This is a genomic window from Orlajensenia flava (assembly GCF_004801905.1).
GTDB classification, from domain to species: domain Bacteria; phylum Actinomycetota; class Actinomycetes; order Actinomycetales; family Microbacteriaceae; genus Orlajensenia; species Orlajensenia flava.
In genome coordinates this window covers 53,484-79,608 of the sequence record NZ_SSSN01000012.1, presented here as the reverse complement: position 1 = coordinate 79,608, position 26,125 = coordinate 53,484, and the positions used below count along the sequence as shown (strand labels likewise).

Here is a 26,125-nt window from a genome sequence, read left to right as displayed (position 1 = left end):
CGGCGATCAGCTGCGCTGCGCGAAGGCGGATTCGTAGAGGCAGACGGATGCCGCCGTTGCGAGGTTCATCGACTCGGCACTGCCGTAGATCGGCAAGGACACGGCCCGGTCGGCGAGCGCCAGCACGTCGTCGGGTAGGCCTCGGGCCTCATTGCCGAACAGCCACGCCGTCGGCTCCGCGAGGACGCCGGCGGATCGGACGCTCAGCAGGTCGTCGCCCTTGATGTCCGCCGCGAGCACCTGCAGGCCGGCGGCGTGGGCGCGTTCGCGCACGTCGGAGAGTTCGACGTCGACGGCGATGGGCAGGTGGAAGATGGATCCGGTGGAGGACCGGACGACCTTCGGGTTGTAGAGATCGACGCTGCGGCCGGTGAGGATCACCGCGTCGGCCCCCGCCGCATCCGCCGCCCGCACGATGGTGCCGAGGTTGCCCGGGTCGCGCACCTCCTCGAGGATTGCCACGAGGCGCGGCTCGGACGAGAAGATGTCCTTCACCGAGGTGGGGAACTGGTGGCAGACGGCGACGAAGCCCTGAGGCGTGACCGTGTCGGCCATGGCGTCGAGCACGTGCTCCGTCACGAACTCGACTTCGATGCCGGCGTCCGCTGCGGCCTGCGCGATGTCGGGGTGCCGTTCCCAGGCACTCGGCGTCGCGAACAGATCGACCAGCAGCTGGGGGCGGAAGGTGAGAGCCTCGGCCACGGCCTGAGGTCCTTCCAGGAGGAACAAGCCGCTCTCCGCCCTGGCTGGTTTCTTGGCGAGCTTGGCGACGGCTCGCACGCGGGGCGAGCGCGGGTTCTCCAGCATGGGGCCAGTCTATCCAGCGGTGTCGGGACGCACGAAGACCCGGCCACCGTGAGGCGACCGGGTCTTCGTGTGACGTGCGGACTACGCCTTGGCGGCGTTGACGTCCTCAGGCAGGGCAGCCTTGGCGCTCGCGACGAGTGCCGCGAACGTGGCGGGCTCGCTGATGGCGAGCTCGGAGAGGATGCGACGATCCACCTCGATGCCGGCCAGGCCGAGGCCCTGGATGAGACGGTTGTAAGTCATGCCGTTGGCACGCGCCGCCGCGTTGATGCGCTGGATCCACAGGCGACGGAAGTCGCCCTTGCGGGCACGACGGTCGTTGTAGCTGTAGACGAGGGAGTGGGTGACCTGCTCCTTCGCCTTGCGGTAGAGGCGCGAACGCTGGCCGCGGTAGCCCTCGGCGCGCTCGAGGATGACCCGGCGCTTCTTGTGGGCGTTTACCGCCCGCTTTACTCTTGCCATTTCTCTATCTTCCTAACGGGTCTGTCGCGCTCAGCGACCGAGAAGCTTCTTGATGACCTTGGCGTCGGCCGGAGCCAGCACCTGGTCCTGGTTCAGGCGAGCCTTGCGACCCGAGGACTTGACCTCGAGGTTGTGACGCATACCGGCCTGCTGCTTCATGACCTTGCCGGTACCGGTGACCTTGAAGCGCTTCTTGGACCCGGAGTGGGTCTTCTGCTTAGGCATTTTCTTCCTCCTGCTTGGACGCCGCCTTGGTGGCGGCACGTTGTGCGTTGGCCTCGCCCTTGACCTCGCTCTTGTTCTTGAGCGGGCCGATGACCATGACCATGTTTCGACCGTCGATGGTGGGGGTCGATTCGACGGAACCGAACTCCGCCACATCTTCGGCAAATCTCTGGAGCAGACGCACGCCCTGGTCGGGGCGGGACTGCTCGCGGCCGCGGAACAGGATCATGGCCTTGACCTTGTCGCCGGCCTTGAGGAAGCCCTCGGCGCGCTTGCGCTTGGTTTCGTAGTCGTGCTTGTCGATCTTCAGACGGAAGCGAACCTCTTTGAGGATCGTGTTGGCCTGGTTGCGCCGTGCCTCTTTGGCCTTCTGCGCGGCTTCGTACTTGAACTTGCCGTAGTCCATGATCTTGGCCACAGGCGGCTTGGAGTTGGGGGCGACCTCGACGAGGTCCAGGTCGGCGTCCTGCGCCAGACGCAGGGCAACCTCGATCTTGACGATGCCGACCTGCTCGCCTGCGGGTCCGACGAGGCGGACCTCGGGAACGCGGATGCGGTCGTTTGTACGGGGATCGGTGATGCGAGTCTCCTCTAGTCGTTCTTCAGCGGTTGCCGCACGACGGATGCCGTGAGGCGACGAGAGAGAAGATCCACGCATTCCGCACACGCATTGCATGCGCGGTTCCTGCGGCACCCTGTCTACTCCGACGCCTCGCAGCGACGGAGCGGAGTGCAATCGACCCGGTAACCTAGTGAAGCGGTATGCGCGGGTGGGAGAATCTCCACTTTCGTTTCCGGGCGAAACTGCCCAGAAGCCTGCATGAGTCTAGCAGAGGATTTCAGTGAGTCACAGTTTCGAGCCCGGCAGCCCCTACGACGATAGCGAGGACGCGGCTGTCGGGGCCACTCGCGACATCGCCGAAGTACCTGCGGTCGAGGTGATCACCACCGCGGCCGTCCACCTCATGAGCGCCGCCGCGGTCAAGTGCGGCCTCGCCGACGATCCCGAGTCGCAGCTCGACCTCGACGAGGCACGCAAGCTCATCAACGCCCTGGCCGGTCTCATCACGGCGGGTGCACCCGAGATCAGCGACATGCACGCCCGGTCGCTCCGCGACGGCCTGCGCGCGCTGCAACTGGCCTTCCGCGAGGCGTCGAGCATCCCCGACCCCATCGGCAAGGGTCCCGGCGAGAAGTGGACCGGCCCGGTCACCTGAGCCGGTCAGCTCTGGCAGTGCGGACACCAGTACGTCACCCGCAGCTGCGGATCCTCGATGATCGAGCCGGATGTCTCACGTCCGAGTTCGCCGCGCTGGATCTTCGTTCCGCACCGGCGGCAGGGCTGGCCGCCCCGGCCGTAGACCCAGAGCCGCTGCCCGCGTCGGTCGACGCCCGTCGTCGTGCGGTCGGACCGGTCGCGGTTGGCCACGATGAGGCGGTGACCGAGATCGACGGATGCCGCCACGTCGGCGACATCCGCGACCGGCCGCTGCGGGAGCTGGCCCCGGAGGAAGCACAGCTCGTTGACGAAGACGTTTCCGAGGCCGGCCAGGTTGCGCTGGTCGAGGAGCGCCACAGCGATCGGCACGCCGGGTGCGGCCTCCACGCGCCGGACGGCCTCGTGGGCGTCCCAGTCGTCCCCGAGCAGGTCCGGACCGAGGTAGCCCATCTCATCCGCCTCGGCACTGGCCGCGATCACCTCGAGCAGCCCGAGTTCGAAACCGACGGCCGAGGTATCCGCGGTGTCGAGCACCACGCGGGCTTGGAACGCCGGCCTCGTCCAGCGCTCCCCTCGGCGGTAGACCCGCCACTCGCCCTCCATCTTGAGGTGCGAGTGGATGGTGACATCTCCGACCCTGATGAGCAGGTGCTTGCCCTTGCTGGCGACGCTGTGGACGAGCTCGCCGGCGAGGTCGAGGGTGGCGAACTTCGGCACCCGGAAGTCGGAGCGGATGAGCACCCGGCCCTCGATCGCCTCGCGCAGACGCCCCGCGGCACGGTAGACGGTATCGCCCTCGGGCATCAGCGGGCGCTCAGCCGGAGCCCGCGCGGCGTCTCGCCGAAGCCGGCCGTGCGGAGGGCGACGCCGAGCGGAGTTCCGAGCACGAAGAGCCCGTTGACCGTCTCGACGGCGAGCTTGCGGAGGCTCCCCCGCGTCACGACCGATGCGACCGAGCGTGCCGCCTGCTCGAGGATGTCGGTGTCGTCGGTGAAGGCGATGGTCGTGCGGCCGCCGCGCTCGATGAACAGCACGCACTCCCCGTCGACCATGACGACGAGAGCTCCGGCTTTGCGGCCGGGACGATGGGCGGTCCCATCCGGGAGCGCCGGCCACGGCAGGGCAGCGCCGAACGGGGATGCCGGGTCGGTGGCGGCGAGGGTGTGCACCGGCACCGCATCCGTCGCCGGCTCGACGTAACTGCGCAACCGGTCGACCGCCCCCGGGGCGGCGAACTGGGCAGCACCGAGCTTCTCGACGAAGTAGCCGCGCCGGGCGCGCCCGGACTCCTCGAACCCGCGCAGGGTGCGATAGACGAGAGCGAAGCCGCCCAACACCCCCTCGGACACCGCAACGCCCCGCGTGACGACTCCGTGGCGCTCGAGCAGCGTCTCGCCGAGGGCAGCGGCTCGACGGGTAGCCGACTCGTCGGGCAGCGGGAGGATCGACCACCGACCCGCGACGCTCGGCGGGCCTGATCGCGTGACCGCGGTGGGACGAGGCAGGGACCGACCGCGCATCATCCGCGAGCGCGGCGCTGAGCGCTGCGGCTTGTGCGCGCCCCGCCCGCCCGCGAGGAGCGATCGAATGGGGGCGAAGGTGTCGTTCGTGATGAGGCCCTCCCACGCGAGTTCCCACACCGCCTCGACGAGAGCGGCGTCATCCTGGGCGCCTACGGCGTCGGAGAGTTGGCGGAAGAAGTACGCCCCGCCGGAGCCCAGCGCGGCGAGCACGTCCTTCTGCAGCGCCGACGTGTCGGCGTCTGCGCTCACGGGGAGGGTCAACGCGGCCGTCTCGGCGAGGTGCAGGCTGACCCAGCCGTCGTCCCCGGCGAGCGCACCGGACCCGGCCCAGACCACCTCGCCCGTCGCCATCAGCTCGTCGAGCATCGCCGGACTGTAGTCGCCGACGCGAGCGGGCAGCACCAAGGACTCCCACGCGGATGCCGGAAGCTTGGCACCCTCCAACTGCTCGATGACGGAGGCGACGCCGTCGAGTCCGCGGAGGCGGCCTCCAACGTTCTGCCAGCGCGGCAGGAAGCGCCCGAGGACGCGCGGCTCGACCGGCTCGACCTCATGGCGCAGGGCCGCGAGCGAGCGACGACGGAGCTTGCGCAGCACCTCGGCGTCGCACCACTCCGCCGACGTCCCGTGCGGCCGGAACTCTCCCTCGACGATGCGGCGCGCATCTGCCAGCCGCCGGAGCACGCCGCGCGCGACGGCGACCCCGATGCCGAACCGGTCGGCGACGTCCTCGGTGCCGAACGGCCCGTGCGTGCGGGCGTAGCGGCTGATGAGGTCGCCGAGCGGATCGTCGACGCCCTCGGTGAACGCGGCGGAGATGCCGAGCGGAAGCGGGATGCCGAGTCCGTCGCGCAGGCGCGCCGCGTCCTCCACCGCCGCTGATTGCTGCCGGCCGCCCACCGTCACGGTCATCGCGCGGCGCGCGGACGCCAGCTCGCCCAGCAGGGTCGCAGCGTCGCCGGTGTCGGGTTCGAGCCTGGCCGCCACCTCCTCCACCGTGAGGGGACCGAGCGTGCGCAGCAGGTCGGCCACCCCTTCAAGACCACGAGCGCGCCGATCGGGCGCGAGCCTCTGCAGTTCCTGCTCGGTGTCGTCGATGACGCCGGGATCGAGGAGCTCGCGCAGTTCGACGCGTCCCAGCAGCTCGCCGAGCAGGGCAGAGTCGATGGCGAGGGCGGCGGCACGGCGCTCGGCCAGTGGTGAATCGCCCTCGTACATGAACGCGCCCACGTAGCCGAACAGGAGCGAGCTCGCGAACGGGCTCGGCGTCTCGGTGGTGGTCTCGACCAGGCGAATGCTGCGCGAGGCGATCTCCCGCGAGAGGGCGAGCAGGGCGGGAACGTCGTAGACGTCCTGCAGCACCTCGCGGATGGTCTCGAGGATGATCGGGAAGGTCGGGAACGTGCGAGCGACGTCGAGTAGCTGGGAGGCCTTCTGGCGCTGCTGCCACAGTGGCGAACGGGCGCCCGGGTTGTACCTCGGAAGTAGGAGCGCACGGGCGGCGCACTCCCGAAATCGGCTGGCGAAGAGCGCAGAGCCGCCCACCTCGTCGGTCACGAGCTGCTCGAGCTCATCCACCTCGAACACGAACAGGTCTGCGCCGGGCGGCTCGGCCGCCGTGTCGGGGATGCGCACGATGATGCCGTCGTCACTCGCGACCGCTGCGCCGTCGATGCCGAAGCGCTCGCGCACCCGAGCAGCCACGGCGAGCGCCCACGGCGAGTGCACGTGCATGCCGTAGGGGGAATGCAGGATGATGCGCCAGTCGCCGAGCTCATCGCGCGTGCGCTCGATGATGAGGGTTCGGTCGGTGGGGACCTGCCCGGTGGCGCGCTGCTGGTCGGCGAGGAAAGCCAGCAGGTTGCCGGTCGCCCAGTCGTCGAGACCACCCGAAGACACCCGCGCGCGAGCATCCTCATCGCTGGCCGAGGTGATCTCCCTCATGAACGCACCCAGGGCGCGACCGAGTTCAGCGGGACGACCAAGACTGTCGCCCTTCCAGAACGGCACGCGGCCGGGCTGGCCGAAAGCCGGGACGACGTTGACGCGGTCGAACGTGATCTCCTGGATGCGCCAGCTCGTGGCTCCCAGCGCGAAGACGTCGCCCACGCGCGACTCGTAGACCATCTCCTCATCGAGCTCCCCCACGCGCCGACCGGTGGTCTCGTCGCCTCCGACGAGGAACACCCCGAACATGCCGCGGTCGGGGATGGTGCCACCGCTCGTCACCGCGAGTCGTTGAGCCCCCGGCCGACCGGTGAGCGCGCCGCTCTCGCGATCCCAGAGGATGCGGGGGCGCAGCTCGGCGAACCGGTCCGACGGGTAGCGACCGGCCAGGAGGTCGAGCGTCGCCTCGTACGCGGAGCGGGGAAGGGTGGTGAAGGGGGCGCTCCGCCGCACGGTGGTGAACCACTCGTCGACGTCGAGGGAGTCGAGCGCGACCGCGGCGATGGTCTGCTGGGCGAGGATGTCGAGCGGATTCGTCGGGATGCGCATGGTCTCGATCGCACCGGCGAGCATGCGCTCGGCGGTGACGGCGGCGTGCACGAGGTCGGCCCGCTGCTTGGGGAAGATGATTCCGCGCGACACCTCGCCGACCTGGTGCCCGGCGCGTCCGACGCGCTGCAGGCCGCTGGCGACGGATGGCGGCGCCTCCACCTGCACTACGAGGTCGACGGCGCCCATGTCGATGCCCAGCTCGAGGCTCGACGTGGCCACCACGCAGCGGAGCCGACCCGACTTGAGGTCGTCCTCGATCATCGCCCGCTGCTCCTTGCTCACGGAGCCGTGATGGGCGCGGGCGAGCAGCGGTTCGGCGCCGGACGTCTGACCCGACTGGGCCATCATGGCCGCCGGTGGGGCGCCCACGAGTGCTGGCGTCACGGCATCCGTGGTGCGCTCCTCGTAGATCTCGTTGAGCCGGGCGGTGAGGCGTTCGGCGAGCCTGCGCGAGTTGGCGAACACGATCGACGAGCGGTTGGCCAGCACGCGATCGAGGATGCCCTCCTCGACGTGCGGCCAGATCGATCCGGTGGCGTCGTCGCTGGCCGGCAGGTTGGCCATGTCCTCGACGGGAACGACCACGCTCAGGTCGAAGCGCTTCTCGGACGGCGGTGCCACGATCTCGACCGGTGCGCTGGCGCACAGGAAACGGGCCACCTCCTCGGCCGGCTGGACAGTCGCCGACAGCCCGATCCGCTGCGCCGGCCGGTCGAGCAGGGCGTCGAGGCGTTCGAGGGAGAGGGCGAGGTGGGCACCGCGCTTGGTCGCCGCGACGGCGTGGATCTCGTCGACGATGACCGTGTCGACCGATCGGAGGATGTCCCGTGCCGCGGAAGTGAGCATGAGGAACAGGGACTCGGGGGTGGTGATGAGGATGTCGGGGGGCGTGCGCAGCAGACCACGACGGTCGGCGGCCGGCGTGTCACCCGAGCGCACCCCGACGCTGACGTGCGGCGGCTCGACGCCGAGCCGCTCGGAGACCCGGGCGATGCCCGTCAACGGCGCCCGCAGGTTGCGCTCGACGTCGACGCCGAGCGCCTTGAGCGGGGAGATGTAGAGCACACGGGTGCCGGGCGTCTCGGTCGGATGGGCTAGGAGCCGGTCGATGGAGGACAGGAACGCCGAGAGGGTCTTGCCGGAACCGGTGGGCGCGATCACGAGGGCGTGCGATCCGCGCCCGATCGCCTCCCACGCCCCGGCCTGCGCGAGGGTGGGCGCGCGGAAGGACTCCTCGAACCACGTGCGGGTGGCCTGGGAGAATCCTTCGAGCGGAGAGCCCATGCCTCCATCCTGCCGTGACCCGCCGACACATCGACCGGGCGCGAGCCGGGCATCCGCAATTCAGGAGTGGAGTGCGTGTCGCTCGGGCCTCTCCGGTAACGCGTGGCAGTGACACTCCTCCACTCCTGAAAGGTGCTCCCGGCGACCCGGTCAGCTGGCGAGCGCCCGCCGCACTGCCGTCACCGTCGCCTCGACCGCCTGCGCATCCGTCGCCCAATCGCTCACGGAGAAGCGCAGCACGTCCTGACCGCGCCAACGGGAGGGGAAGGCCAGCACGCCGCCGTCGGCATTGAGGGCGGCCGCGACGGATGCCGGACTCGCCGGCGCATCGAACGTCACGCACACCTGCGTGTAGACGACGTCGTTGATGACGCGCACGCCGGGGAGGGCGGACAGACCATCGGCGAGCGCCGTCGCCTGCTCGCCGAGCCCGTCGATGAGCCGCTCCACGCCCTCACGACCGAGCGCGCGCAACGCCGCCCAGACGGGCACGCCGCGCGCCCGACGCGACATCTCCAGTGAGATCTCGTGCGGGTCGACACCTCCGCCCGCCCCGGGCAGGTACTCGGCGTGAAGTCCCAGGGCCCCCACCATGGCGCGGCCATCCGCGACGATCGCGATGCCGCAGTCGTAGGGGACGTTGAGGGTCTTGTGCGCATCCGTCGCCCAGGAGTCGGCCTGCTCGGCGCCCTCCATCAGGGCGCGATGGCGCGGTGAGGCCGCCGCCCAGAGGCCGAAGGCGCCGTCGATGTGCACCCAGGCCCCGGCGTCGTGAGCGAGTGGGATGGCGCGTGCGAAGTCGTCGAAGGAGCCCGCGTGGATGCTGCCCGCTTGGAGGCATACGATGGCCGGTCCGTCCAGGTCGGCGAGGGCAGCGGCTAGTCGATCGACCTGGATGCGGCCCTCGTCGTCGACGGGTATGAGCTCGGGGACGCCGAGGCCGAGGTAGCGCAGGGCGAGGTCCACGGATGCGTGACGCTCGGCTCCGGCGAACACGCGGAGCCGCGGGGCGCCCTGCAGTCCGTCGCGGCCGACGTCCCACCCGATGCGCTCGAGCACGGCCGTGCGACCTGCTGCGAGTCCCGCGGTGTTCGCCGTGGTCGCGCCTGTCGAGAAGCCCACCAGCGATTCGGCCGGGAACCCCAGCAGGTCGACGAGCCAGCTGCCCGCGATCTCCTCCGCCGCGCTGACGCCCGGCGTCACGAGCCGCATGCCGGCGTTCTGGTCCCAGGTGCTGACCACCCAGTCGGCGGCGAGGGCGGCGGGGTAGGTGCCACCGATGACCCAGCCGAAGAAGCGCGGCGACTGCATGGCCATGACGCCCGGTTCCGCCGCCTCGATGAGCAGGTCGACGACCTCCGTGGCGTCCGTCTCGAGGTCGGGCAGCTCCCGACCGAGTCGTTCCTTCACCTGATCGATGTCGAGTGACGGTGGTATCGGTCGGTCGGCCAACCCCTCGAACCAGCGCTCGGCGTAAGCCGCTGCTGCCGCGAGCGGGGCCCGGTATCCCTCCGTGAAAGAGGTGGGCCCTGCCGGCGTCATGGGCGCCGCGTCATCCTGAACTGAGACCATCGGTGTCTCCCTTCCTGCCGCCTCATCGTGCTCCCACCTTCTCGAGCACGCAACAGGGTTCACACGGATGCGACGATGCGCACCTTCAGGGAGTCGACGCCGGTGGCGATGGCATCGTCGGCCGCCCATCGCTGCGCGAGTCGCGCGAGAACCGCGTCGAGCTCGCCGCGATCGAGGCCGGAGATCAGTTCCAGCTCGACGATGAGCTCGGGACCGGCCAGCCGCGCGTCGGGGTCGCCGTCGATCAGCTCGATCGCGATGACCGCCAGCTCGCTCTCGATGGAGCGCGCGAACGCGGCACGAACGCCGGGCGACTCGAAGCTCGGTCTCCATGGCTGCGATTGTGCGACGGCCCACAGCGCGGGCCGACGGATGGCGAACTCGGTCGCCGACGTGGGGTCGATGACCACGAGGTCGGTCTGCTCGCTCGCGGCCGCGAGAGCCACACGCACCCCGTCGGCCGGCACGGGACGCGCGAGGCCGTTCCAGGTCGCCATCGCGGTGACCGAGGTGAACACCGGGAGCACGCTGCGCCCGTCCGGTCCGGCGACCGTCACGATGGCGAGCTCCTGCGTCTTGTCGACCAACTGCCCGCGCGCGTTCTCGCCCGATTCTCCGAGCCGCGCCACCAGCGGGATCAGCAGGCGCGCGTCGCGTACCGCGTCGATGACGTCGGCGGCACCGAGCTCGCGTGCGCGGAAGCGCAGCAGCGCCTCGAGCAGGCGCGGCGGGGCCGAGCCATCGTCGGCGACGTGGGCGTTGCGGTCGAACGACCGGCCGGCCCACGGCTGGCCGGCTGAATCGCTCGGCGGCTCAGGCGGATGCGACATCCAGCGCCTCGGCAAGGGTGAAGGCTCCGGCGTAGAGGGCCTTGCCCACGATCGCTCCTTCAAGACCGCGGGGAACGAGGTCGCGCAGTGCGGCGATGTCATCGAGGCTCGAGATGCCGCCGGATGCGACGACGGGGCGCTCGGTGCGCTCCATCACGCGTTCGAGCAGCTCGAGGTTCGGCCCCTGCAGGGTTCCGTCCTTGGTGACGTCGGTCACCACGTAACGCGCGCATCCGGCGTCCTCCAGCCGCGCGAGGACCTCCCAGAGGTCACCTCCCTCACGCGTCCAGCCGCGGGCGGCCAGCGTCGTGCCCCGCACATCGAGGCCGACGGCGATCGCCTCGCCGTACCGGGCGATGGCGCTCGCGGCCCACTCCGGGTTCTCCAGAGCCGCCGTGCCGAGATTCACCCGCTTGGCACCGAGGTCGAGTGCGGCATCGAGCGACTTGTCATCGCGGATGCCTCCCGAGAGCTCGACGTGAGCGCCGTCGACGTGGCGCATGACTCGCCGCAGCACGTCCCGGTTGTCGCCGCGTCCGAAGGCGGCGTCGAGGTCCACGAGGTGGATCCACTCCGCCCCCTGCTCCACCCAGTCCGCCGCCGCATCGACGGGGTCGCCGTAGCTCGTCTCGGTTCCCGCCTCGCCCTGAGTCAGCCGGACGGCCTTGCCGTCGGCCACATCGACGGCCGGAAGCAGCACCAGGTCGGCACTCTCGCTGAAATCGCTCATCTCATCCTCGATCGGGGCGGCTGCGCCGCACGGTACTGGGGCGGACGCCGGGTGCGGCATTCCGAAGTCTCACTCGAGGGAGTCGATCCAATTGCGCAGCAGGCGGATGCCCGCGTCCCCCGACTTCTCGGGGTGGAACTGGGTGGCCGCGAGCGGGCCGTTCTCGGCAGCCGCGATGAACCGCGACCCGTGCTCGGCCCAGGTGATGCGCGGCTGCGGGAACGGCGGCATCACGTCGAGCTCCCACGCCTGCGCGGCGTACGAGTGCACGAAGTAGAACCGTTCGTCGCGGATGCCGTCGAACAGAACAGAGTCCTCGGGAGCCTCGACCGTGTTCCACCCGATGTGGGGAAGCACGGGGGCGTCCAAGCGGGTGACCGATCCGGGCCACTCGCCCAGGCCCTCGGTGTCGGCGCCGCCTTCCACGCCGCGCTCGAACAGCACCTGCAGACCGACGCAGATGCCGAGGACGTTGCGACCCCCGGCCAGTCGCCGATCGATGATCTCGTCGGCTCGCGCGGCCCGGAGGGCGCCCATCACCGCGGCGTAGGCACCGACGCCGGGCACCACGAGTCCGTCGGCGTCGAGGGCGGCACGACGATCGGATGTGAGACGGACATCCGCCCCGGCCCTCTCGAGCGCCTTGGTGGCCGAGTGGACGTTGCCCGACCCGTAGTCGAGGACGACGACGCGTGGAGCGCTCACAGGGAGCCCTTGGTCGACGGGACGCCGACGATCAGCGGATCGAGCGCCTTGGCCGCGCGGAAGGCGCGGGCGAACGCCTTGAACTCCGCCTCGGCGATGTGGTGCGGGTCACGGCCGCGCACAAGGGTGACGTGCACGGTGAGACCGGCCGCGAAGGTGATGGCCTCGAAGAAGTGCCGCACCATCGAGCCCGTGAAGTGGCCGCCGATGAGGTGGTACTCGAAACCGGCCGGCTCACCCTCGTGGACGAGGTAAGGACGGCCGGAGATGTCGACGACGGCCTGCGCGAGCGCCTCGTCGAGCGGTACGAGGGCGTCACCGTAGCGGGCGATGCCGCGCTTGTCGCCGAGCGCCTGCCTGATCGCCTGTCCCAGCGCGATGCCGGTGTCCTCCACGGTGTGGTGCACGTCGATGTGGGTGTCGCCGCTCGCGCGGACGGTGATGTCCGTGATGGAGTGCTTGGCGAACGCGGTGAGCATGTGGTCGAAGAACGGCACCGTCGTCTCGATATCGCTGCGGCCGGTCCCGTCGAGGTCGACGCTCAGGTCGATGCTCGACTCGCTCGTGGCTCGCTCGATGCGGGCGGTACGAGGTGCTCTCTCGCTCATGCGTCGATCCTAGAGGCGGGCCGCGCGACGGGAGCGAGCACGGCGATGGCCGCCAGGAACGCGCTGGTCTCGGCTTCGGTTCCCGCCGTGACACGGAGCGTATGCGGAATGCCGACATCGCGGATCAGGATGCCCTGGCCCAGGAGTTCCTCGAAGACCGCCCCTGGATCGTCGACCCCGCCGAACAGCACGAAGTTGGCGGAGCTGCGATAGGCCTCGTAGCCAAGCGTGGTGAGTTCGGCCACGATGCGATCGCGTTGGATGCGGATCTCGTCGACCATGGCGAGCATCTCGGCGCTGTGGGCGAGGGCACCCTCAGCGGCGGCCTGCGTGAGTGCGGAGAGGTGGTACGGAAGCCGCACGAGGCGCAGCGCATCCGTGACCGCCGGGTCGGCGGCGAGGTAACCCAGGCGCACACCGGCGAAGGCGAAGGCCTTGCTCATCGTGCGGGAGACCAGTAGCCGTGGGCGCCCCTCGAGCAGGGTCAGTGCGCTCGGGGTGCCGGCCGGGGCGAACTCGGCGTACGCCTCGTCCACCACCACGACCCCGGATGCGGCGTCGTAGGCGGCGGAGATGGTATCGAGTGACAGCGGTGTACCCGTCGGGTTGTTGGGCGAACACAGGAAGACGATGTCGGGATCGTGCTCCCGGATGGCCGCGGCGGCCGTCGAGGGGGTGATCTCGAAGTCGGCATCGCGGTCGGCGGCGATCCAGCCGGTGCCGGTGCCGGCTGCGAGCAGCGGATACATCGAGTAGGTGGGTGCGAAGCCCAGCAGTGCGCGGCCGGGTCCTCCGAACGCCTGCAACACGTGCTGCAGGACCTCGTTGGACCCGTTGGCCGCCCAGATCTGATCGCTCGTGATGCCGTGCCCGAGGTAGTCGGCGAGGGCGTTCCGCAGACCGGTGAACTCGCGATCGGGGTAACGGTTCACCCCCGGGATCGCCCGAGCGATGCGGCCGACGATGTCGATGGCCACGTCTTCGGGGATGGGATGCGTGTTCTCGTTGACGTTGAGGGCGACGGGCACGGACTTCTGCGGGGCGCCGTACGGCGTGCGTCCGCGGAGGTCATCGCGCAGGGGAAGGTCGTCGAGACTCGTCACTCAGCCCATGGTACCGGCGCCGATCCGCTGTTACGGGGGCTGCGACTCGCGTCACCGGGGCCGCGACCCGGCCGCCGTGGCCGGGCGTCGGTCGCCGCTCAGTACTTCGCGGGGATTGCGAGACGCTGGCCCGGCTCGATGTCGGTCGAACCGAGCTGGTTGAGCGAGACGATGTCGGCGATGACGTCGCGGGGGTCGGCATTGGGGGCGATCGTCTCCGCGAGTTGCCAGAGCGACTCGCCCGACTGGACGGTGACGTAGTCGAACGTGGAGCCCGCACCGCTGGAGCCAGCGGCGGCGCCTCCCGCGTTGAGGCCGAACACGAGCGCTCCAGCCACGAGGGGACCGGCGGCCAGGGCCGTGAAGACGACACGTCCACGCCGGGTCAAGTGCATGCGCGTGCGCGGCGAGGGGAAAGCTGTGCGGCTCGAGGTGCTGAAGGCGATGGTGCTCAAGGCGTCCTCCTGGAGGTTCTCGCATCCGGCTCTCGGCCGGGAGAGCCGGATGCGAAGCTGTGTTCCGAATATATCTTCGATTATTCAAACAATCAACACCTGCGTTCGTAGAATTCGCGAACCGATCCGCGACACACTCGAACGAATGTTTGTCGTTGTCCAGCCACCCGGATACAGTTTCGAGTGTCTGGAGACAGGTAATCAGCACCCACCGACATCGTTCGGTTCGGCTCTGCTGAGCACGACGAGGAAGGTGCGATCAGTGGGGACCGACATCGACAACGCCGGCAGCGACGGAGCCAAGCCGGGGACGCGACGACGCAAGAGCCTGAGCGTCAAACAGCGCGCCATCCTCGAGTTCATCCAGCGATCGGTGAGCCAGCGCGGTTATCCGCCGAGCATGCGCGAGATCGGCGATGCCGTCGGACTGGCCTCCCTCTCGAGCGTCACCCACCAGTTGGGTCAGCTGGAGCTGTCGGGGTATCTCCGACGCGACCCCAATCGGCCGCGTGCCCTCGAGGTGCTCATCGAGGTGCCATCCACCGAGACGGCGGACAGCGCAGGCGAAGACGGCTACACCACCGGTATCTCGATGGGAGACGCCGCGATGGTGCCGATGGTCGGTCGCATCGCCGCGGGCATCCCCATCACGGCCGAGCAGCAGATCGAGGAGATCTTCCCACTCCCTCGCCAACTCGTGGGCAAGGGCGAGCTGTTCATCCTGAAGGTCGTCGGAGATTCCATGATCGATGCGGCCATCACGGACGGCGACTGGGTCGTCGTGCGCCAGCAGAATACGGCCGAGAACGGCGAGATCGTCGCCGCGATGCTCGACAACGAGGCAACCGTCAAGGTGTTCCGCCAGCGCGACGGTCACACCTGGCTACTCCCCCGCAACTCGGCCTTCGAACCGATCCTGGGCGACTTCGCCGAGGTGCTCGGCAAGGTCGTCGCGGTGCTCCGATCCGTCTGAGCGTCTCGAGAACGCAGGAACTGCGGGTGTCCGGTTCTACCAACCCGCATTTTCTGCGTTCTCGACGGCTCGGAGATCAGGAGGGAACGCCCGCACGGTCGCGCACCGCGCGGGTCGCCTCGATGATGTTGCGCAGCGACGCGATCGTCTCGTCGTAGCCGCGCGTCTTGAGCCCGCAGTCGGGGTTGATCCACAGCGCACGCTCCGGCACCACCGCACTCGCCCTCTCGATGAGCTCGACGACCTCGTCGACGCTCGGAACGCGAGGGGAGTGGATGTCGTAGACGCCCGGCCCGATTCCGTGGTCGAACCCACTCGACGCGATGTCGTCCACGACGTCCATCCGACTCCGCGCCGCCTCGATCGAGGTGACGTCGGCGTCGAGCGCGCGGACAGCGTCGAGGATCACGCCGAACTCGGAGTAGCACAGGTGGGTGTGGATCTGCGTGGCCGACGCCGCACCCCCTGTGGCGAGCCGGAACGCGCCGACCGACCAGTCCAGGTAGTCGGATTGAGCGTCGCGCTCGAGCGGCAGCAGCTCGCGGAGCGCGGGCTCATCGACCTGGATGACGCGGATGCCGGCGGCCTCCAGGTCGCCGATCTCGTCCCGTAGGGCGAGCGCCACCTGCCGAGCGGTCTCGGCCAGCGGTTGGTCGTCGCGGACGAACGACCACGCGAGAATCGTGACCGGCCCCGTGAGCATGCCCTTCACGGGCTTCTCGGTGAGGCTCTGCGCGTACCGAGACCACTCCACCGTCATCGGCGCGGGACGCGACACATCACCCCAGAGGATGGACGGCCGCGTGCAGCGGGAACCGTACGACTGCACCCAGCCGTTCTCCGTGACGTCGAACCCGGCCAGCCTCTCGGCGAAGTACTGGACCATGTCGTTGCGCTCGGGCTCTCCGTGCACGAGCACGTCCAGCCCGAGCTGCTCCTGCAGGTCGATCACCCGGCGGATCTCGGCGCGCATCTCCGATACGTAATGGGACTCCTCCGCCTCCCCGCGGGCGAACGCCGCCCGGGCCCGCCTGATCTCAGCGGTCTGGGGAAAGGAGCCGATGGTGGTCGTCGGCAAGGCCGGAAGCTCGAGCTCCGCGTCCTGAACGGGGGCGCGATCGGCGTACGGCATCCGCGAGAAGTCGCCACCGGACAGGCCCTGCAGGCGGGATCGGACCGCGCCGTCGCGCACGCCCGGCGCGACCCGGCGCCGATCCAGCGCGGCGGATGCGGCGTCGAGCTCCGCTCCCACCGCCGCACGACCCTCCCGGAGGCCGCGGGCGAGGACGCCGACCTGCTGCACCTTCTCGTCGGCGAAGGCCAGCCAGTCGAGGCGGTCGCCGAGCCCTGTCTCGTCTTCCGTCGTGTGGGGGACGTGCTGCAGAGACGTGGACGTCGACACGGCGACGGATGACGACAGCTCCGCGAGCGACAGCACGGCATCGAGGGCGCCGGCGAGATCACCGCGCCAGACGTTGTGGCCGTCGATCACTCCGCCGACGAGGGTCTTCTGCGCGAGCCTTGCTCGCGTGGCCTCGGCCAGGTCCGTCGGGACGGATCCGCGCACGAGGTCCAGGCCGATCGCCTCGACAGGGGTCGCCGCGAGCACGTCCAGGGCGTCGCCGAGGCTGCCGTAGGGCGCGGCGACGAAGATCGCCGGCCGCGGGGAGGCGGCTCCCAGGACGTCGTAGGCCTGGCGCAGCGCGGTGAGCTGGTCGGAGCGATCCACCTCGATGGATTGGTTGACGAGCGCCGGCTCGTCGAGTTGCACCCACTCCGCCCCCGCTGCGTGGAGTCGACGCAGCAGCTCGACGTACACGGGCAGCAGGTCGGCGAGCCGGTCGATCGGCCGGAAGCCGGCGGGCGCGGAGCTGGACGGCTTGCTCAGCAGGAGCAGGGTCACCGGGCCGACGAGCACCGGGCGCGTCGTGAAGCCGGCATCCGCGGCCTCCTCGACGGCGCGGACGAGACGGTCGGCGCTCGGCTGGAACACGGTGTCCGGCGCGATCTCGGGGACGAGGTAGTGGTAGTTGGAGTCGAACCACTTGGTCATCTCGAGCGGTGCCCGATCACCCTCTCCGCGGGCGATCGTGAAGTACCCGGCGAGGTCGAGCTCTCCGTCAGCGTCGACGAGATCGGAGAAGCGGTCGGGAATGGCGCCCACCGCGACCGCCGCATCGAGCACCTGGTCGTAGTACGAGAACGTCTCGGGGATGGCGGAGTCCGTCCGCCCCAGTCCGAGGTCCGCGAGCCGTTCCCGCGTGGCTGCCCGCAGAGCTGACGCCGCCTCCTCGAGTTCTGCCACGGAACTGCGGCCCGCCCAGAACGACTCCACCGCCCGCTTGAGTTCGCGGCGACGGCCGATGCGCGGGTAACCCAGGATGGTCCCGGTCGGGAAGGACGGCGTGCTCATGCATTCTCCTGGCTGGTGGCGGGAATGGCACGGAGGCCCAGTCGGTCGATCACCGCGAGCACCGCCTCGTGCTTGTTGAGGGTATACAGGTGCAGGCCGGGGGCTCCTGCGGCGATGACGTCGGCGGCGAGGGAGGCGAAGAACTCGGTGGCGATCTCTGCCCGGCCCTCATCCGTCGGCTCGATCTCGAGCGGGATCAGCAGGTCGTCGGGCGACTTCTCGCCGGTGAGTTCGGCGATGCGGCGCAGGCGCGCGGCGCTCGTCGCCGGCATGATGCCCGGCAGGATGTCGATGGTCACGCCACCGGCACGGGCACGCTCGACGAAGTCCAGGTAGTCATCGGCCCGGTAGAACAACTGCGTGATGGCGAGGTTCGCGCCGGCGACCTGTTTGGCCAACAGTGCGTCGACCTCCTGCTGCGGGCCCCGCGAGTCGGGGTGCCCGCTCGGGAAGGCGGCGACGGCGACGCGCTCGGGCCGTGGCCGAGCGCGCAGCCGACTGGCGCGGGGCTGGCCGGGCATCGGCTGCTCCGTGAACGGCTCGCGCTCCTGCTGCACGCGGTGGATGAGCTGGACGAGCTCGGCGGCGCTGCGGAGGTCGCCGACGTCGGCGCTGCCGTCGGTCGGCGGGTCCCCCCGGAGGGCGAGGAAGCTCGTGATGCCGGCGTCGAGGAACCGTCGCACCAGCTGGTTGGCCTCCTCGGCGGATGAACCGATGCAGGTGAGGTGGGCCATCGGCTCGACACGGGTGTTCTCGAGGATGTAGCTGAGGACCGTGAGAGATCGATCGCGCGTGGACCCCCCGGCGCCGAACGTGACCGATATGAACGACGGATCGGCGTCGGCGAGTCGGTCGATCGACCGACCCAGCGCGATGGCTGCCGCATCCGAACGGGGCGGGTAGAGCTCGAACGACACGGGCACGCGTCGGGGTGCGGTGTCCGATTCCATGGCTGCCTCACGCGTCGATGATCCCTCGGCTCGGCCGAGGACGATGTCGTGGGCGGGTGCCGGGCTCAGCTGTCGCTCCTGACGGCACGGAGGTGCCGACGATTTCGAGCCTAACCGCGATCCCCCGACCGCGGAACCGTGTGACGCCGTTTGACGCGGCCCTATCGAGCTGCGGCCACCGCCGAGTACGCGGTCAGCGATCCGGCGAACTCGGGGGTCACGAGGGCACGGATGCGCGTGCCATCCGCCTCGTGCTCTGCCGTGATGACCCGTCCGCGCTCGTGAAGCGCCGACACCAGGTCGCCGCGCGTGTACGGCACCAGCACGTCGACCTCGACGCTCGGGTCGGGCAACCGGGCGGCGATCGCCTCCAGCAGCGCGGGGATGCCCTCGCCGGTGCGCGCGGAGACGAACACCCCGTTCGGCTCGAGCCCGCGGAGGACGAGGCGGTCGTCATCCGTCACCAGGTCCGCCTTGTTGAACACGACGAGTTCGGGGACGTGTCGGGCGTCGACCTCGCCGATCACGTCGCGCACGGTCTGGATCTGGCCGGCGGGGTCGGGGTGGGAGGCGTCGACGACGTGGACGATGAGGTCGGAATCGGCGACCTCCTCGAGGGTGGAGCGGAAGGCCTCGACCAGCTGGTGCGGCAGGTTGCGCACGAACCCGACGGTGTCTGCGATGGTGTACACCCGACCGTCGGGCGTGACGTTCTTGCGCACGGTGGCGTCGAGCGTGGCGAACAGCGCGTTCTCGACCAGCACGCCGGCCTTCGTCAGCCGGTTGAGCAGGCTCGACTTGCCTGCGTTGGTGTAACCGGCGATGGCGACGGATGGCACGGCGTTGCGCTTGCGGTTGGCCCGCTTGGCCTCGCGAGCGGGCTTCATGGCCACGATCTGCTTGCGCAGCTTCGCCATGCGGGTGTGGATGCGACGACGATCGAGCTCGATCTTGGTCTCACCCGGGCCACGCGAGCCCATACCGGCTCCGGCACCACCGACCTGGCCACCGGCTTGGCGGCTCATCGACTCACCCCAGCCGCGCAGGCGGGGAAGCAGGTACTCGAGCTGCGCGAGCTCGACCTGCGCCTTGCCCTCCCGGCTCTTGGCATGCTGGCTGAAGATGTCGAGGATGACAGCCGTGCGGTCGATCACCTTGACCTTGACGACGTCCTCGAGCGCGCGACGCTGACTGGGGGCGAGCTCGGTGTCGGCGATCACGGTGTCCGCGCCGAGCGAGGCCACCACGAGAGCGAGCTCCTGCGCCTTGCCTTTGCCGAGGTAGGTCGAGGCATCGGGATGGGGTCGGCGCTGCAGCAGTCCGTCGAGCACGGTGGCGCCGGCGGTCTCGGCGAGTGCGGCGAGTTCGCGGAGGGAGTTCTCCGCATCCGTCTGGGCACCCTGGGGGTAGACGCCGATGAGCACGACGTTCTCCAGACGCAACTGGCGGTACTCGACCTCGGTGACGTCCTCGAGTTCGGTCGACAGTCCGGAGACGCGGCGGAGAGCAGCGCGATCCTCGCGATCGAACTGTTCGCCATCCGCGTCGTCGCCGAGTCCGATCCCGCTGGCCGGGTCGGTCTGGAGTGCCTGCGCGGAGCCGCCGAAGATGGTGTAGCCGGCGCGCGAGTCGGCGCTGGCCAGGACGCGGGCGACGACGTCGTCGCTGGGCGTGGCGGTCTCGGTTTCATTCATTGCGTTAACGATAGTTCTTCCTGTGGGGTAACTTGCCTGACATGGCCTCGGAGCATTACTTCACGTCCACACCGGCGACCGAGTTGAAGACCCGTCAGATCGATGTGCGACTGTCGGGTCGGGAGTACACGCTCACGACGGCCAATGGCGTCTTCAGCCCCGATCACATCGACGACGGCACGGCCGAACTGCTGTACAACGTGCCGAAGCCGCCGACGTCGGGCGACCTGCTCGACCTCGGATGCGGATGGGGGCCCGTCGCCCTGACCCTCGCGCTCGAGGCCCCGGATGCGACGGTGTGGGCGGTTGACGTGAACGAGCGGGCGCTCGAACTGGTGCGGCGGAATGCGGAGAAGGTGGGCGTATCCAATGTGAACGCCGTGAAACCCGAGGATGTTCCCGCCGACGTGCGTTTCGCCACGGTCTGGTCGAACCCTCCCATCCGCATCGGCAAGGACGCATTGCACGAGTTGCTGCGCCTCTGGCTCCCCCGCGTCGCCGATGACGGTGACGCCTGGCTCGTCGTGCAGAAGAACCTCGGAGCCGACTCGCTGCACCGGTGGCTGCGCGAGGAGTTCCCGCACCTCACCGTCACGCGCGAGGGAGTGGGCAAGGGCTACCGGGTGCTGCGCGCCGTGCGCTCCTGAGACCCCCATCCGTTGGGCAGGAGATGTCGCCAGGGCGGGCCGCGACGGGACATCTACTGCCCAACGGCGTCTTCTCCGCGAGGAGAGGCTAGGCGAGGAAGTCGACGACCGTGTCCTTATAGGCGCGTGCGGTCAGCACGTTGATGTGGTCGCGGCCGGGGATGCTGACGTAGTGGGCGCTCCAGTCCTCCGCGAGTTGGCGCGCCCCCTCGGTCACATCGTCGAGTTCGCCCGCCACGAAGAGCACGGGCGCATCGCCGGGCGCGATGAGCGGTGCGCCGGTCATTCCCCGCACGCACGCGAGCATCGCCTCGGGATCGTTGCCCGCCTCGAGGGCTCGTCGAAGGACCGCCCGGGTGATGCGATCCTCGGCAGGATCTCCCCCGTGCAGCATCCGTTCCACCTCCGCGATGTCCCATGTGGCGAAGCGTTCGATGGGGCCGGTCCCACCCAGGACGACTCGACGGATGCGCTCGGGCGCGATCTCACCAAGGGCCGAGGCGACGCGCGTGCCCATGGAATAGGCGACGACGTCGACCTCATCGACCCCGGCGGAGTCGAGGACGGCGAGCAGGTCGGCGCCCTGAACGATGGGCGCGTACGCGTCGGCATCCGTCGGCTTGTCGCTCGCGCCGTGCCCGCGGAGGTCCATGGTGACGAGCGGTCGGTCGCCGAGGGCGCGCAGCCAGCCGGTCTGCTCCCAGGTGACGGCGGCATCGGCGGCGAACCCGTGCACGAACAGGACGGGAACGCCGGGCCGGCCGCCGCCATGCACGTCGTAGGAGATGAGCGCTCCGTCGCGGGCCTCGGCGTAGAGGCTCACGCGGCGACCACGGAGGAGTCGACCACGTCGGCGCCGGCGTGAGCGAGCTCCGCGAGGGCGGAGGCGCTCGATTCGTCGGCGACACCGGCGACGAGGTCGGTGAGCACCCGCACGTGCTGACCGTGTTCGATGGCGTCGAGGGCGCTCGCACGCACGCAGTAGTCCGTCGCGAGACCGACGACGTCGATGTCGGTGATGCCGCGATCGGCGAGCACCTGCGAGAGCGTCTCGCCATCGGGCGTCGTCCCCTCGAAGATCGAGTACGCCGGCTGCCCCTGCCCCTTCTGCACGTGGATGTCGATGGCATCCGTCGCGAGGTCGGAGTGGTACTCGGCGCCGGGCGTGCCCGCCACGCAGTGCTCTGGCCAGGTGGCGACGAAATCGGGCGCCTGCTCGCCGGCGAAGTGTCCGCCATTGTCATTGTCGGCGTCATGCCAGTCACGGGAGGCGACGACGAGGTCGTAGGCATCCGGATGCGCCTCGAGCAGCCGGCTGACGCCCGCGGCGACAGCAGCGCCGCCGTCAACGCCGAGCGCTCCCCCCTCGGTGAAGTCGTTCTGCACGTCGATGATCAGCAATGCTCGGCTCACGGTAGCTCCTCGTCCCCCTCCATCTTCGCACCGCAGAAATCGGCGACGAGACGCTGCAGCACGGCGGTGAGCGAGGCTACGGACTCGATGTCGACCCACTCGTCCGCCGCGTGCGCTCCACCGCCGGCGGCACCGAGGACGAGGACGGGGATGCCCGCCTCGGCGATGAGGCCGGCGTCGGTCCACCACGGGTCGCCGCGGCGCACCGGGGCCTCGCCCATGACGGCGGTGAACGCCCGGCTCACGGCATCCTCGAGAGGGCCCGGCGCCGTGTCGAGGGCGGAACGCGAGACGAGCTCCTCGAGCAGCCAGGTCACGCCGAGCCGCTCGGCTGCGGACGCGAGGACGCTCTCGAGCTCGGCGCGCACGGCGTGCGGCGTCTCACCCGGCAGGGTGCGCCGCTCGAGCGTGACGGTGCAGTGATCGGCGATGGTCGCCGCATCCGTTCCTCCCTCGATCGTCGAGACGCGCACGGTCGAGAAGCCGAGCAGCGGATGCGCCGACCGCCCGGCGAGGGTGTCGCCGAGGGCGCGCACCGCGTCGAGCAGGTGCACGGTACCCGCAATGGCGTCGACGCCGAGCTCGGGCTGCGAGCCGTGAGCCGCACGGCCCTGCACCTCCAACCGGAACCAGGCGAACCCGCGATGGGCGACGGTCAGCTGCAGGTCGGTGGGCTCGACGACCACCCCACCATCGATCGCCTCGTGACGGAGCGCCCTGAGGACGTCCTCCGTGCCCGTCGAGCCGAACTCCTCGTCCGCCACGAGGGTCAGGATGACGTCGCCGGCCGTCGACTCTGCGCGTTCGGCAGCGACCACCGCCGCCGCGATCCCGCTCTTCATGTCGTAGCTTCCGCGGCCGTGGAGACGACCCGCCTCGACCCGGGGCTCGAGCCCGTCGCCGGCGGACCCGGATACGGGCACGGTGTCGAGATGGCCGTTGATGAGCAGGGTCCGGCCGCCGCCGGTTCCGCGCCGGATCGCGATCACGCTGGGCTGCAGCGCATCCTCGCCGATCGTCCGGACGTCGAATCCGCTCTCCTCGAGGCGGCAGGCGAGGAGCTCGGCCAGGACGCTGTTGCCCGGGCCGCCGAGGCGGACGTTGCCCGAGTCGATGCGCACGAGCGCCGCGAGCAGATCGACCACGTCGGCGGCGATTGCACCGTCATCCGCGACGCCGTCGTCCATCGCACGGTTCAGCGGGCCGCCCTCGATGTCCATGGCTCGATTCTGGCGCAGGAGAACGGCCGCGCGTCAGGCCGAAATGGGCCATTTCCGCCTGACTCCACGGCGATCGCCTGATTCACGTTCACCAGGTCCCCGTCACTCCGGCCTCCTGGAAGGCCCAGGGCACCGTCAGTTGTTCGAGAGGTCGTCACCGCATCGGTAGAACGCCGCCGTGAGCAGGTCGATGGCGGTCTTGGCGTCATCGCCGACGTCTCCGAGGGCATAGACGGCGAACGTGAGCGGGGTGCCGTCGGAGGAGTGGATGACGCCCGAGAGGGTGTAGCCGGTGTCGATCCATCCGGTCTTGGCGAAGACGGATCCATCCGCGACCGCCGCGTCGCCGGTGAAGCGGTCGCTGTAGGAGAGCGATCCCGTCTTGCCGGCGATCGGCAGGCCGTCGAAGATGACGCCGAGGTCGCCCGTGCGGGCGTTGATCTTGACGAAGAGCTGCGTCAGGTAGTTCGGCGGAATGGCGTTGTCGTCGGAGAGACCCGATCCGTCGGCGACGTGGATGCCGGTCGTGTCGATGCCGTACGAGCCGAGGGCGGCCACGACGGCGGCGTTGATGGACCCGAAGTCGCTGCCGGTTCCTGCCTTGATGGCTGTCAGGCGTCCGAGCATCTCGGCGATCGTGTTGTCCGAGACGATGAGCGCCTGCTGAATGAGCGAGGCGACCGTCGGAGACTGCACGAATCCCAGCTGAGCGGCTCCCGCTGGCGCCGGTCCGCGTTGAACGTCGCTCACGCCGAGCTCGTCGGCGAAGGCCTGACCGGCGCGCCCGACGGGGTCGTCACTCCGGGGGGATGTCGCTCGCGCGGGGTTGTCGCGGTCCCCGTCGACCTCGAGAGCCGCGATGTGCGGCATGTAGCCGTCACCCTGCTCCTTGGTGTTCCAACTCGGTTGCCACTCCGGACCGCTGAAGAACGAGGAATCCAGCACGAGCGTCGTCAGCGGAGGATTGGACGGGTCGGCGCTCCACGCCGCCTTCACCTGTCGCGCCAGGTCGTCGAGGTGCGCCACGCCGTCGTAGGTGGAGTGCTGTCCGCCCGGCAGTCGGGAGAGGGTGAGGTCACCGCCCCCGACGAGTACGACCGAACCGGGACTCGAGCCCTTCACGACCGTCGTGGTAGCGCGGTAGTCCGGGCCGAGGACGTCGAGTGCTGCGGCCGACGTGAGCACCTTCATGACGCTCGCCGCGCGCGACGGGGTGCTGCCACCGCGGTCGAAGAGCAACTCGCCCGTGGTGGCGTTGCGCACCTGCGCCTGCATCTGGGCGAGCCGGCCATCCGCCGCCTGAGCGGATACGGAGCACGTGCGCAGCCTGCTGACGGTGGGGTTGGCGGCGACGGGTCTCGCGGTCGCCGTCGGTGCAGTCGTCCCTGTCGTCGAGGCGGCTGCGGCGACTCCGGGGGGCGGCACCGTCGCTGCTCCCGCGGCGATTGCTCCACCCGCCAGGAGCGCGAACACCGCGGCGACGCCGGCGACGACCCACGCACGGCGGTGCTCGCGGAAGAGTCGACTGATGCCCGGACGTTCGGACGTTGGCTCGGGTTCGGTCATGACCGCGGTAGCCTACGCGGCCGACTCTGGGAATCCTCGGAACACGAGCATTGCTCGCGGCCTCACTCGCCCGGGTAGCGCAGGCCGATCTGGTCGCGGATCGTGTCGAGGGTGCGCATGATGGCGAGCGTCTCGTCGGTCGAGAGGATGTCGCCTGAGATGCGCCCCGCGGCGATCAGCCGCTCGGCCTCGGCTGCCTGGAACTGCATGCCACGGCCGGTCACCTCCGCCGTGAAGCTCTCGAGGACCTCGCCGTCCGGCTTCACCACACGGAAGGTCGTCGGGCTGTACCAGACGCCGTCGATCTCGATGCGCGCATCCGTTCCCAGCACCATCGCGGCGTTCGGTCCGGCGGTGTCGCTGGCCGAGAGGGTCGACGCGACCTGATCGCCCGAGTAACGGAACAGGGTGGCGACCTGGGCATCCGCCCCCGTCTCCTTGAACGTGGCCACCGCTTGCACGGTCTCGGGCTCGCCGAACAGGTCGAAGGAGAACGAGATGGGGTAGATGCCGAGGTCGAGCAGGGCGCCGCCTCCGAGGGCGAGGTCGTTGAGGCGGTGGCCCGGGTCGTCGGGCAGGTCCTGCGTGTGGTCGGCGATGAGGGTGCGGACATCGCCGAGCGTTCCGGCGGCGATGATCTCGCGGATGCGCACCATGTGCGGAAGCCAGCGCGTCCACATGGCCTCCAGGACCAGCAGGTTCTTCTCTCGGGCGAGCCGGATGACGGCCTCGGCCTCCTCGGCGTTGATGGTGAACGGCTTCTCGACCAGAACGTGCTTGCCGGCGTTCAGCGCGAGTGTCGCGTGCTCGGCATGGAACGGATGCGGTGTCGACACGTAGATGATGTCTACCTCGGGGTCCGCGGCCAGGGCTGCGTAATCGGCATGCGCATGGGGGATGTCGAACTCCGCGGCGAACGCGTCGGCCGACTCCTGGCTCCGAGAGCCGACGGCCTGCACGGTGAAGCCGTTCGCCACCAGGTCGCTCGTGAACATGTGGGCGATTCCGCCCGTTGCAAGAATTCCCCAGCGCAGCGCATCCGTCATGTCTCGAGCGTAGCGGGGCCCGGTTCGAGGCCGTCGCGCGAACCCGGTATGCTTTCCTACTGTGCAATCCGGCGTGAGCCGTGAGAGCACGACGCCGCCTTAGCTCAGTCGGCAGAGCGATTCACTCGTAATGAATAGGTCCCGGGTTCGATTCCCGGAGGCGGCCCTTGCATAAGCCCCG

24 protein-coding genes and 1 tRNA gene are annotated in these 26,125 nt (G+C 69.8%); 4 read left to right on the top strand and 21 right to left on the bottom strand.

Going from position 1 to position 26,125, the window contains the following annotated elements; translation table 11 throughout:
* Window positions 1–6 precede the first annotated feature (6 nt).
* The 4 genes from E6C70_RS14260 to infC all read right to left on the bottom strand — a co-directional run bounded on the left by E6C70_RS14260 (window position 7) and on the right by infC (window position 2,074).
* Complete coding sequence (locus tag E6C70_RS14260; protein ID WP_136425218.1) at window positions 7–807, bottom strand: TrmH family RNA methyltransferase; 801 nt, start codon at window positions 805–807, stop codon at window positions 7–9.
* 81 nt (window positions 808–888) lie between these two features.
* Window positions 889–1,269 (bottom strand): 50S ribosomal protein L20, encoded by a 381-nt coding sequence (gene rplT, locus E6C70_RS14255; RefSeq protein WP_136425217.1) that lies wholly within the window; start codon window positions 1,267–1,269, stop codon window positions 889–891.
* 30 nt (window positions 1,270–1,299) lie between these two features.
* On the bottom strand, window positions 1,300–1,494 hold the full coding sequence (rpmI, locus tag E6C70_RS14250; RefSeq protein WP_136425216.1) for a 50S ribosomal protein L35: 195 nt from the start codon (window positions 1,492–1,494) through the stop codon (window positions 1,300–1,302).
* Window positions 1,487–2,074 carry a translation initiation factor IF-3 gene (gene infC / locus E6C70_RS14245; protein ID WP_136425240.1) on the bottom strand — a complete coding sequence of 196 codons (588 nt, stop codon included), beginning with the start codon at window positions 2,072–2,074 and terminating at the stop codon, window positions 1,487–1,489. Before infC ends, rpmI begins: the two co-directional genes overlap by 8 nt.
* A 262-nt stretch (window positions 2,075–2,336) precedes the next feature.
* Between infC and E6C70_RS14240 the strand changes: the two genes are divergently transcribed.
* Window positions 2,337–2,711 (top strand): DUF1844 domain-containing protein, encoded by a 375-nt coding sequence (locus E6C70_RS14240; RefSeq protein ID WP_136425215.1) that lies wholly within the window; start codon window positions 2,337–2,339, stop codon window positions 2,709–2,711.
* Between the two features lie 5 nt (window positions 2,712–2,716).
* Here the strand turns inward: E6C70_RS14240 and E6C70_RS14235 are convergent, their stop codons facing one another.
* From E6C70_RS14235 to E6C70_RS14195, 9 genes are all read right to left on the bottom strand, one after another.
* Window positions 2,717–3,517, bottom strand: coding sequence for a DNA-formamidopyrimidine glycosylase family protein (locus tag E6C70_RS14235; RefSeq protein WP_136425214.1), 801 nt, complete (start codon window positions 3,515–3,517; stop codon window positions 2,717–2,719).
* Entirely contained in the window at window positions 3,517–8,019 is a 4,503-nt protein-coding gene (locus E6C70_RS14230) for an ATP-dependent helicase (RefSeq protein ID WP_136425213.1), read from the bottom strand. The genes E6C70_RS14235 and E6C70_RS14230 overlap by 1 nt, the downstream gene beginning before the upstream one ends.
* 150 nt (window positions 8,020–8,169) lie before the next feature.
* Complete coding sequence (locus E6C70_RS14225; protein WP_235833537.1) at window positions 8,170–9,591, bottom strand: pyridoxal phosphate-dependent decarboxylase family protein; 1,422 nt, start codon at window positions 9,589–9,591, stop codon at window positions 8,170–8,172.
* A gap of 59 nt (window positions 9,592–9,650) precedes the next feature.
* The gene (locus E6C70_RS14220; protein WP_136425212.1) at window positions 9,651–10,421 is read right to left on the bottom strand and encodes an SseB family protein; all 771 of its coding nucleotides are present in this window, start codon (window positions 10,419–10,421) and stop codon (window positions 9,651–9,653) included.
* Window positions 10,405–11,151 (bottom strand): bifunctional 1-(5-phosphoribosyl)-5-((5-phosphoribosylamino)methylideneamino)imidazole-4-carboxamide isomerase/phosphoribosylanthranilate isomerase PriA, encoded by a 747-nt coding sequence (gene priA, locus E6C70_RS14215; protein ID WP_136425211.1) that lies wholly within the window; start codon window positions 11,149–11,151, stop codon window positions 10,405–10,407. The genes E6C70_RS14220 and priA overlap by 17 nt, the downstream gene beginning before the upstream one ends.
* 69 nt (window positions 11,152–11,220) lie before the next feature.
* The gene (hisH, locus tag E6C70_RS14210; protein WP_136425210.1) at window positions 11,221–11,856 is read right to left on the bottom strand and encodes an imidazole glycerol phosphate synthase subunit HisH; all 636 of its coding nucleotides are present in this window, start codon (window positions 11,854–11,856) and stop codon (window positions 11,221–11,223) included.
* Window positions 11,853–12,464, bottom strand: coding sequence for an imidazoleglycerol-phosphate dehydratase HisB (gene hisB / locus E6C70_RS14205; RefSeq protein WP_136425209.1), 612 nt, complete (start codon window positions 12,462–12,464; stop codon window positions 11,853–11,855). The genes hisH and hisB overlap by 4 nt, the downstream gene beginning before the upstream one ends.
* Window positions 12,461–13,567: a histidinol-phosphate transaminase gene (locus tag E6C70_RS14200; RefSeq protein ID WP_136425208.1), complete on the bottom strand. Its 1,107-nt coding sequence runs from the start codon at window positions 13,565–13,567 to the stop codon at window positions 12,461–12,463. Before E6C70_RS14200 ends, hisB begins: the two co-directional genes overlap by 4 nt.
* A 98-nt stretch (window positions 13,568–13,665) precedes the next feature.
* The gene (locus tag E6C70_RS14195; protein WP_235833536.1) at window positions 13,666–14,022 is read right to left on the bottom strand and encodes a LysM peptidoglycan-binding domain-containing protein; all 357 of its coding nucleotides are present in this window, start codon (window positions 14,020–14,022) and stop codon (window positions 13,666–13,668) included.
* 274 nt (window positions 14,023–14,296) lie between these two features.
* On the opposite strand from E6C70_RS14195, the gene lexA reads away from it, so the two are divergent.
* Complete coding sequence (lexA, locus tag E6C70_RS14190; RefSeq protein WP_235833544.1) at window positions 14,297–14,995, top strand: transcriptional repressor LexA; 699 nt, start codon at window positions 14,297–14,299, stop codon at window positions 14,993–14,995.
* Between the two features lie 76 nt (window positions 14,996–15,071).
* On the opposite strand, the gene metE is transcribed toward lexA, so the two are convergent.
* The 3 genes from metE to hflX all read right to left on the bottom strand — a co-directional run bounded on the left by metE (window position 15,072) and on the right by hflX (window position 20,052).
* On the bottom strand, window positions 15,072–17,408 hold the full coding sequence (gene metE, locus E6C70_RS14185) for a 5-methyltetrahydropteroyltriglutamate--homocysteine S-methyltransferase (RefSeq protein WP_136425206.1): 2,337 nt from the start codon (window positions 17,406–17,408) through the stop codon (window positions 15,072–15,074).
* A complete protein-coding gene (locus E6C70_RS14180) occupies window positions 17,405–18,358 on the bottom strand; it encodes a methylenetetrahydrofolate reductase (protein ID WP_136425205.1) in 954 nt (317 codons plus the stop codon). The genes metE and E6C70_RS14180 overlap by 4 nt, the downstream gene beginning before the upstream one ends.
* Before the next feature lie 161 nt (window positions 18,359–18,519).
* Window positions 18,520–20,052 (bottom strand): GTPase HflX, encoded by a 1,533-nt coding sequence (gene hflX, locus E6C70_RS14175; RefSeq protein ID WP_136425204.1) that lies wholly within the window; start codon window positions 20,050–20,052, stop codon window positions 18,520–18,522.
* 41 nt (window positions 20,053–20,093) lie between these two features.
* Between hflX and E6C70_RS14170 the strand changes: the two genes are divergently transcribed.
* Window positions 20,094–20,699: a class I SAM-dependent methyltransferase gene (locus E6C70_RS14170; protein WP_136425203.1), complete on the top strand. Its 606-nt coding sequence runs from the start codon at window positions 20,094–20,096 to the stop codon at window positions 20,697–20,699.
* 88 nt (window positions 20,700–20,787) lie between these two features.
* On the opposite strand, the gene E6C70_RS14165 is transcribed toward E6C70_RS14170, so the two are convergent.
* The 5 genes from E6C70_RS14165 to E6C70_RS14145 form a co-directional block, all read right to left on the bottom strand.
* Window positions 20,788–21,522 carry an alpha/beta fold hydrolase gene (locus tag E6C70_RS14165; protein ID WP_168770973.1) on the bottom strand — a complete coding sequence of 245 codons (735 nt, stop codon included), beginning with the start codon at window positions 21,520–21,522 and terminating at the stop codon, window positions 20,788–20,790.
* A complete protein-coding gene (locus tag E6C70_RS14160) occupies window positions 21,519–22,112 on the bottom strand; it encodes an isochorismatase family protein (RefSeq protein WP_136425201.1) in 594 nt (197 codons plus the stop codon). The genes E6C70_RS14165 and E6C70_RS14160 overlap by 4 nt, the downstream gene beginning before the upstream one ends.
* Window positions 22,109–23,332, bottom strand: coding sequence for a M20/M25/M40 family metallo-hydrolase (locus tag E6C70_RS14155; RefSeq protein ID WP_235833535.1), 1,224 nt, complete (start codon window positions 23,330–23,332; stop codon window positions 22,109–22,111). The genes E6C70_RS14160 and E6C70_RS14155 overlap by 4 nt, the downstream gene beginning before the upstream one ends.
* A gap of 135 nt (window positions 23,333–23,467) precedes the next feature.
* Window positions 23,468–24,898, bottom strand: a complete 1,431-nt coding sequence (locus E6C70_RS14150; RefSeq protein WP_235833534.1) for a D-alanyl-D-alanine carboxypeptidase/D-alanyl-D-alanine-endopeptidase — start codon at window positions 24,896–24,898, stop codon at window positions 23,468–23,470.
* A 62-nt stretch (window positions 24,899–24,960) separates the two neighbouring features.
* Window positions 24,961–25,944: a Gfo/Idh/MocA family protein gene (locus E6C70_RS14145; protein ID WP_136425200.1), complete on the bottom strand. Its 984-nt coding sequence runs from the start codon at window positions 25,942–25,944 to the stop codon at window positions 24,961–24,963.
* A 93-nt stretch (window positions 25,945–26,037) separates the two neighbouring features.
* Between E6C70_RS14145 and E6C70_RS14140 the strand changes: the two genes are divergently transcribed.
* Window positions 26,038–26,110 (top strand) — tRNA-Thr (locus E6C70_RS14140).
* Window positions 26,111–26,125: the final 15 nt, after the last annotated feature.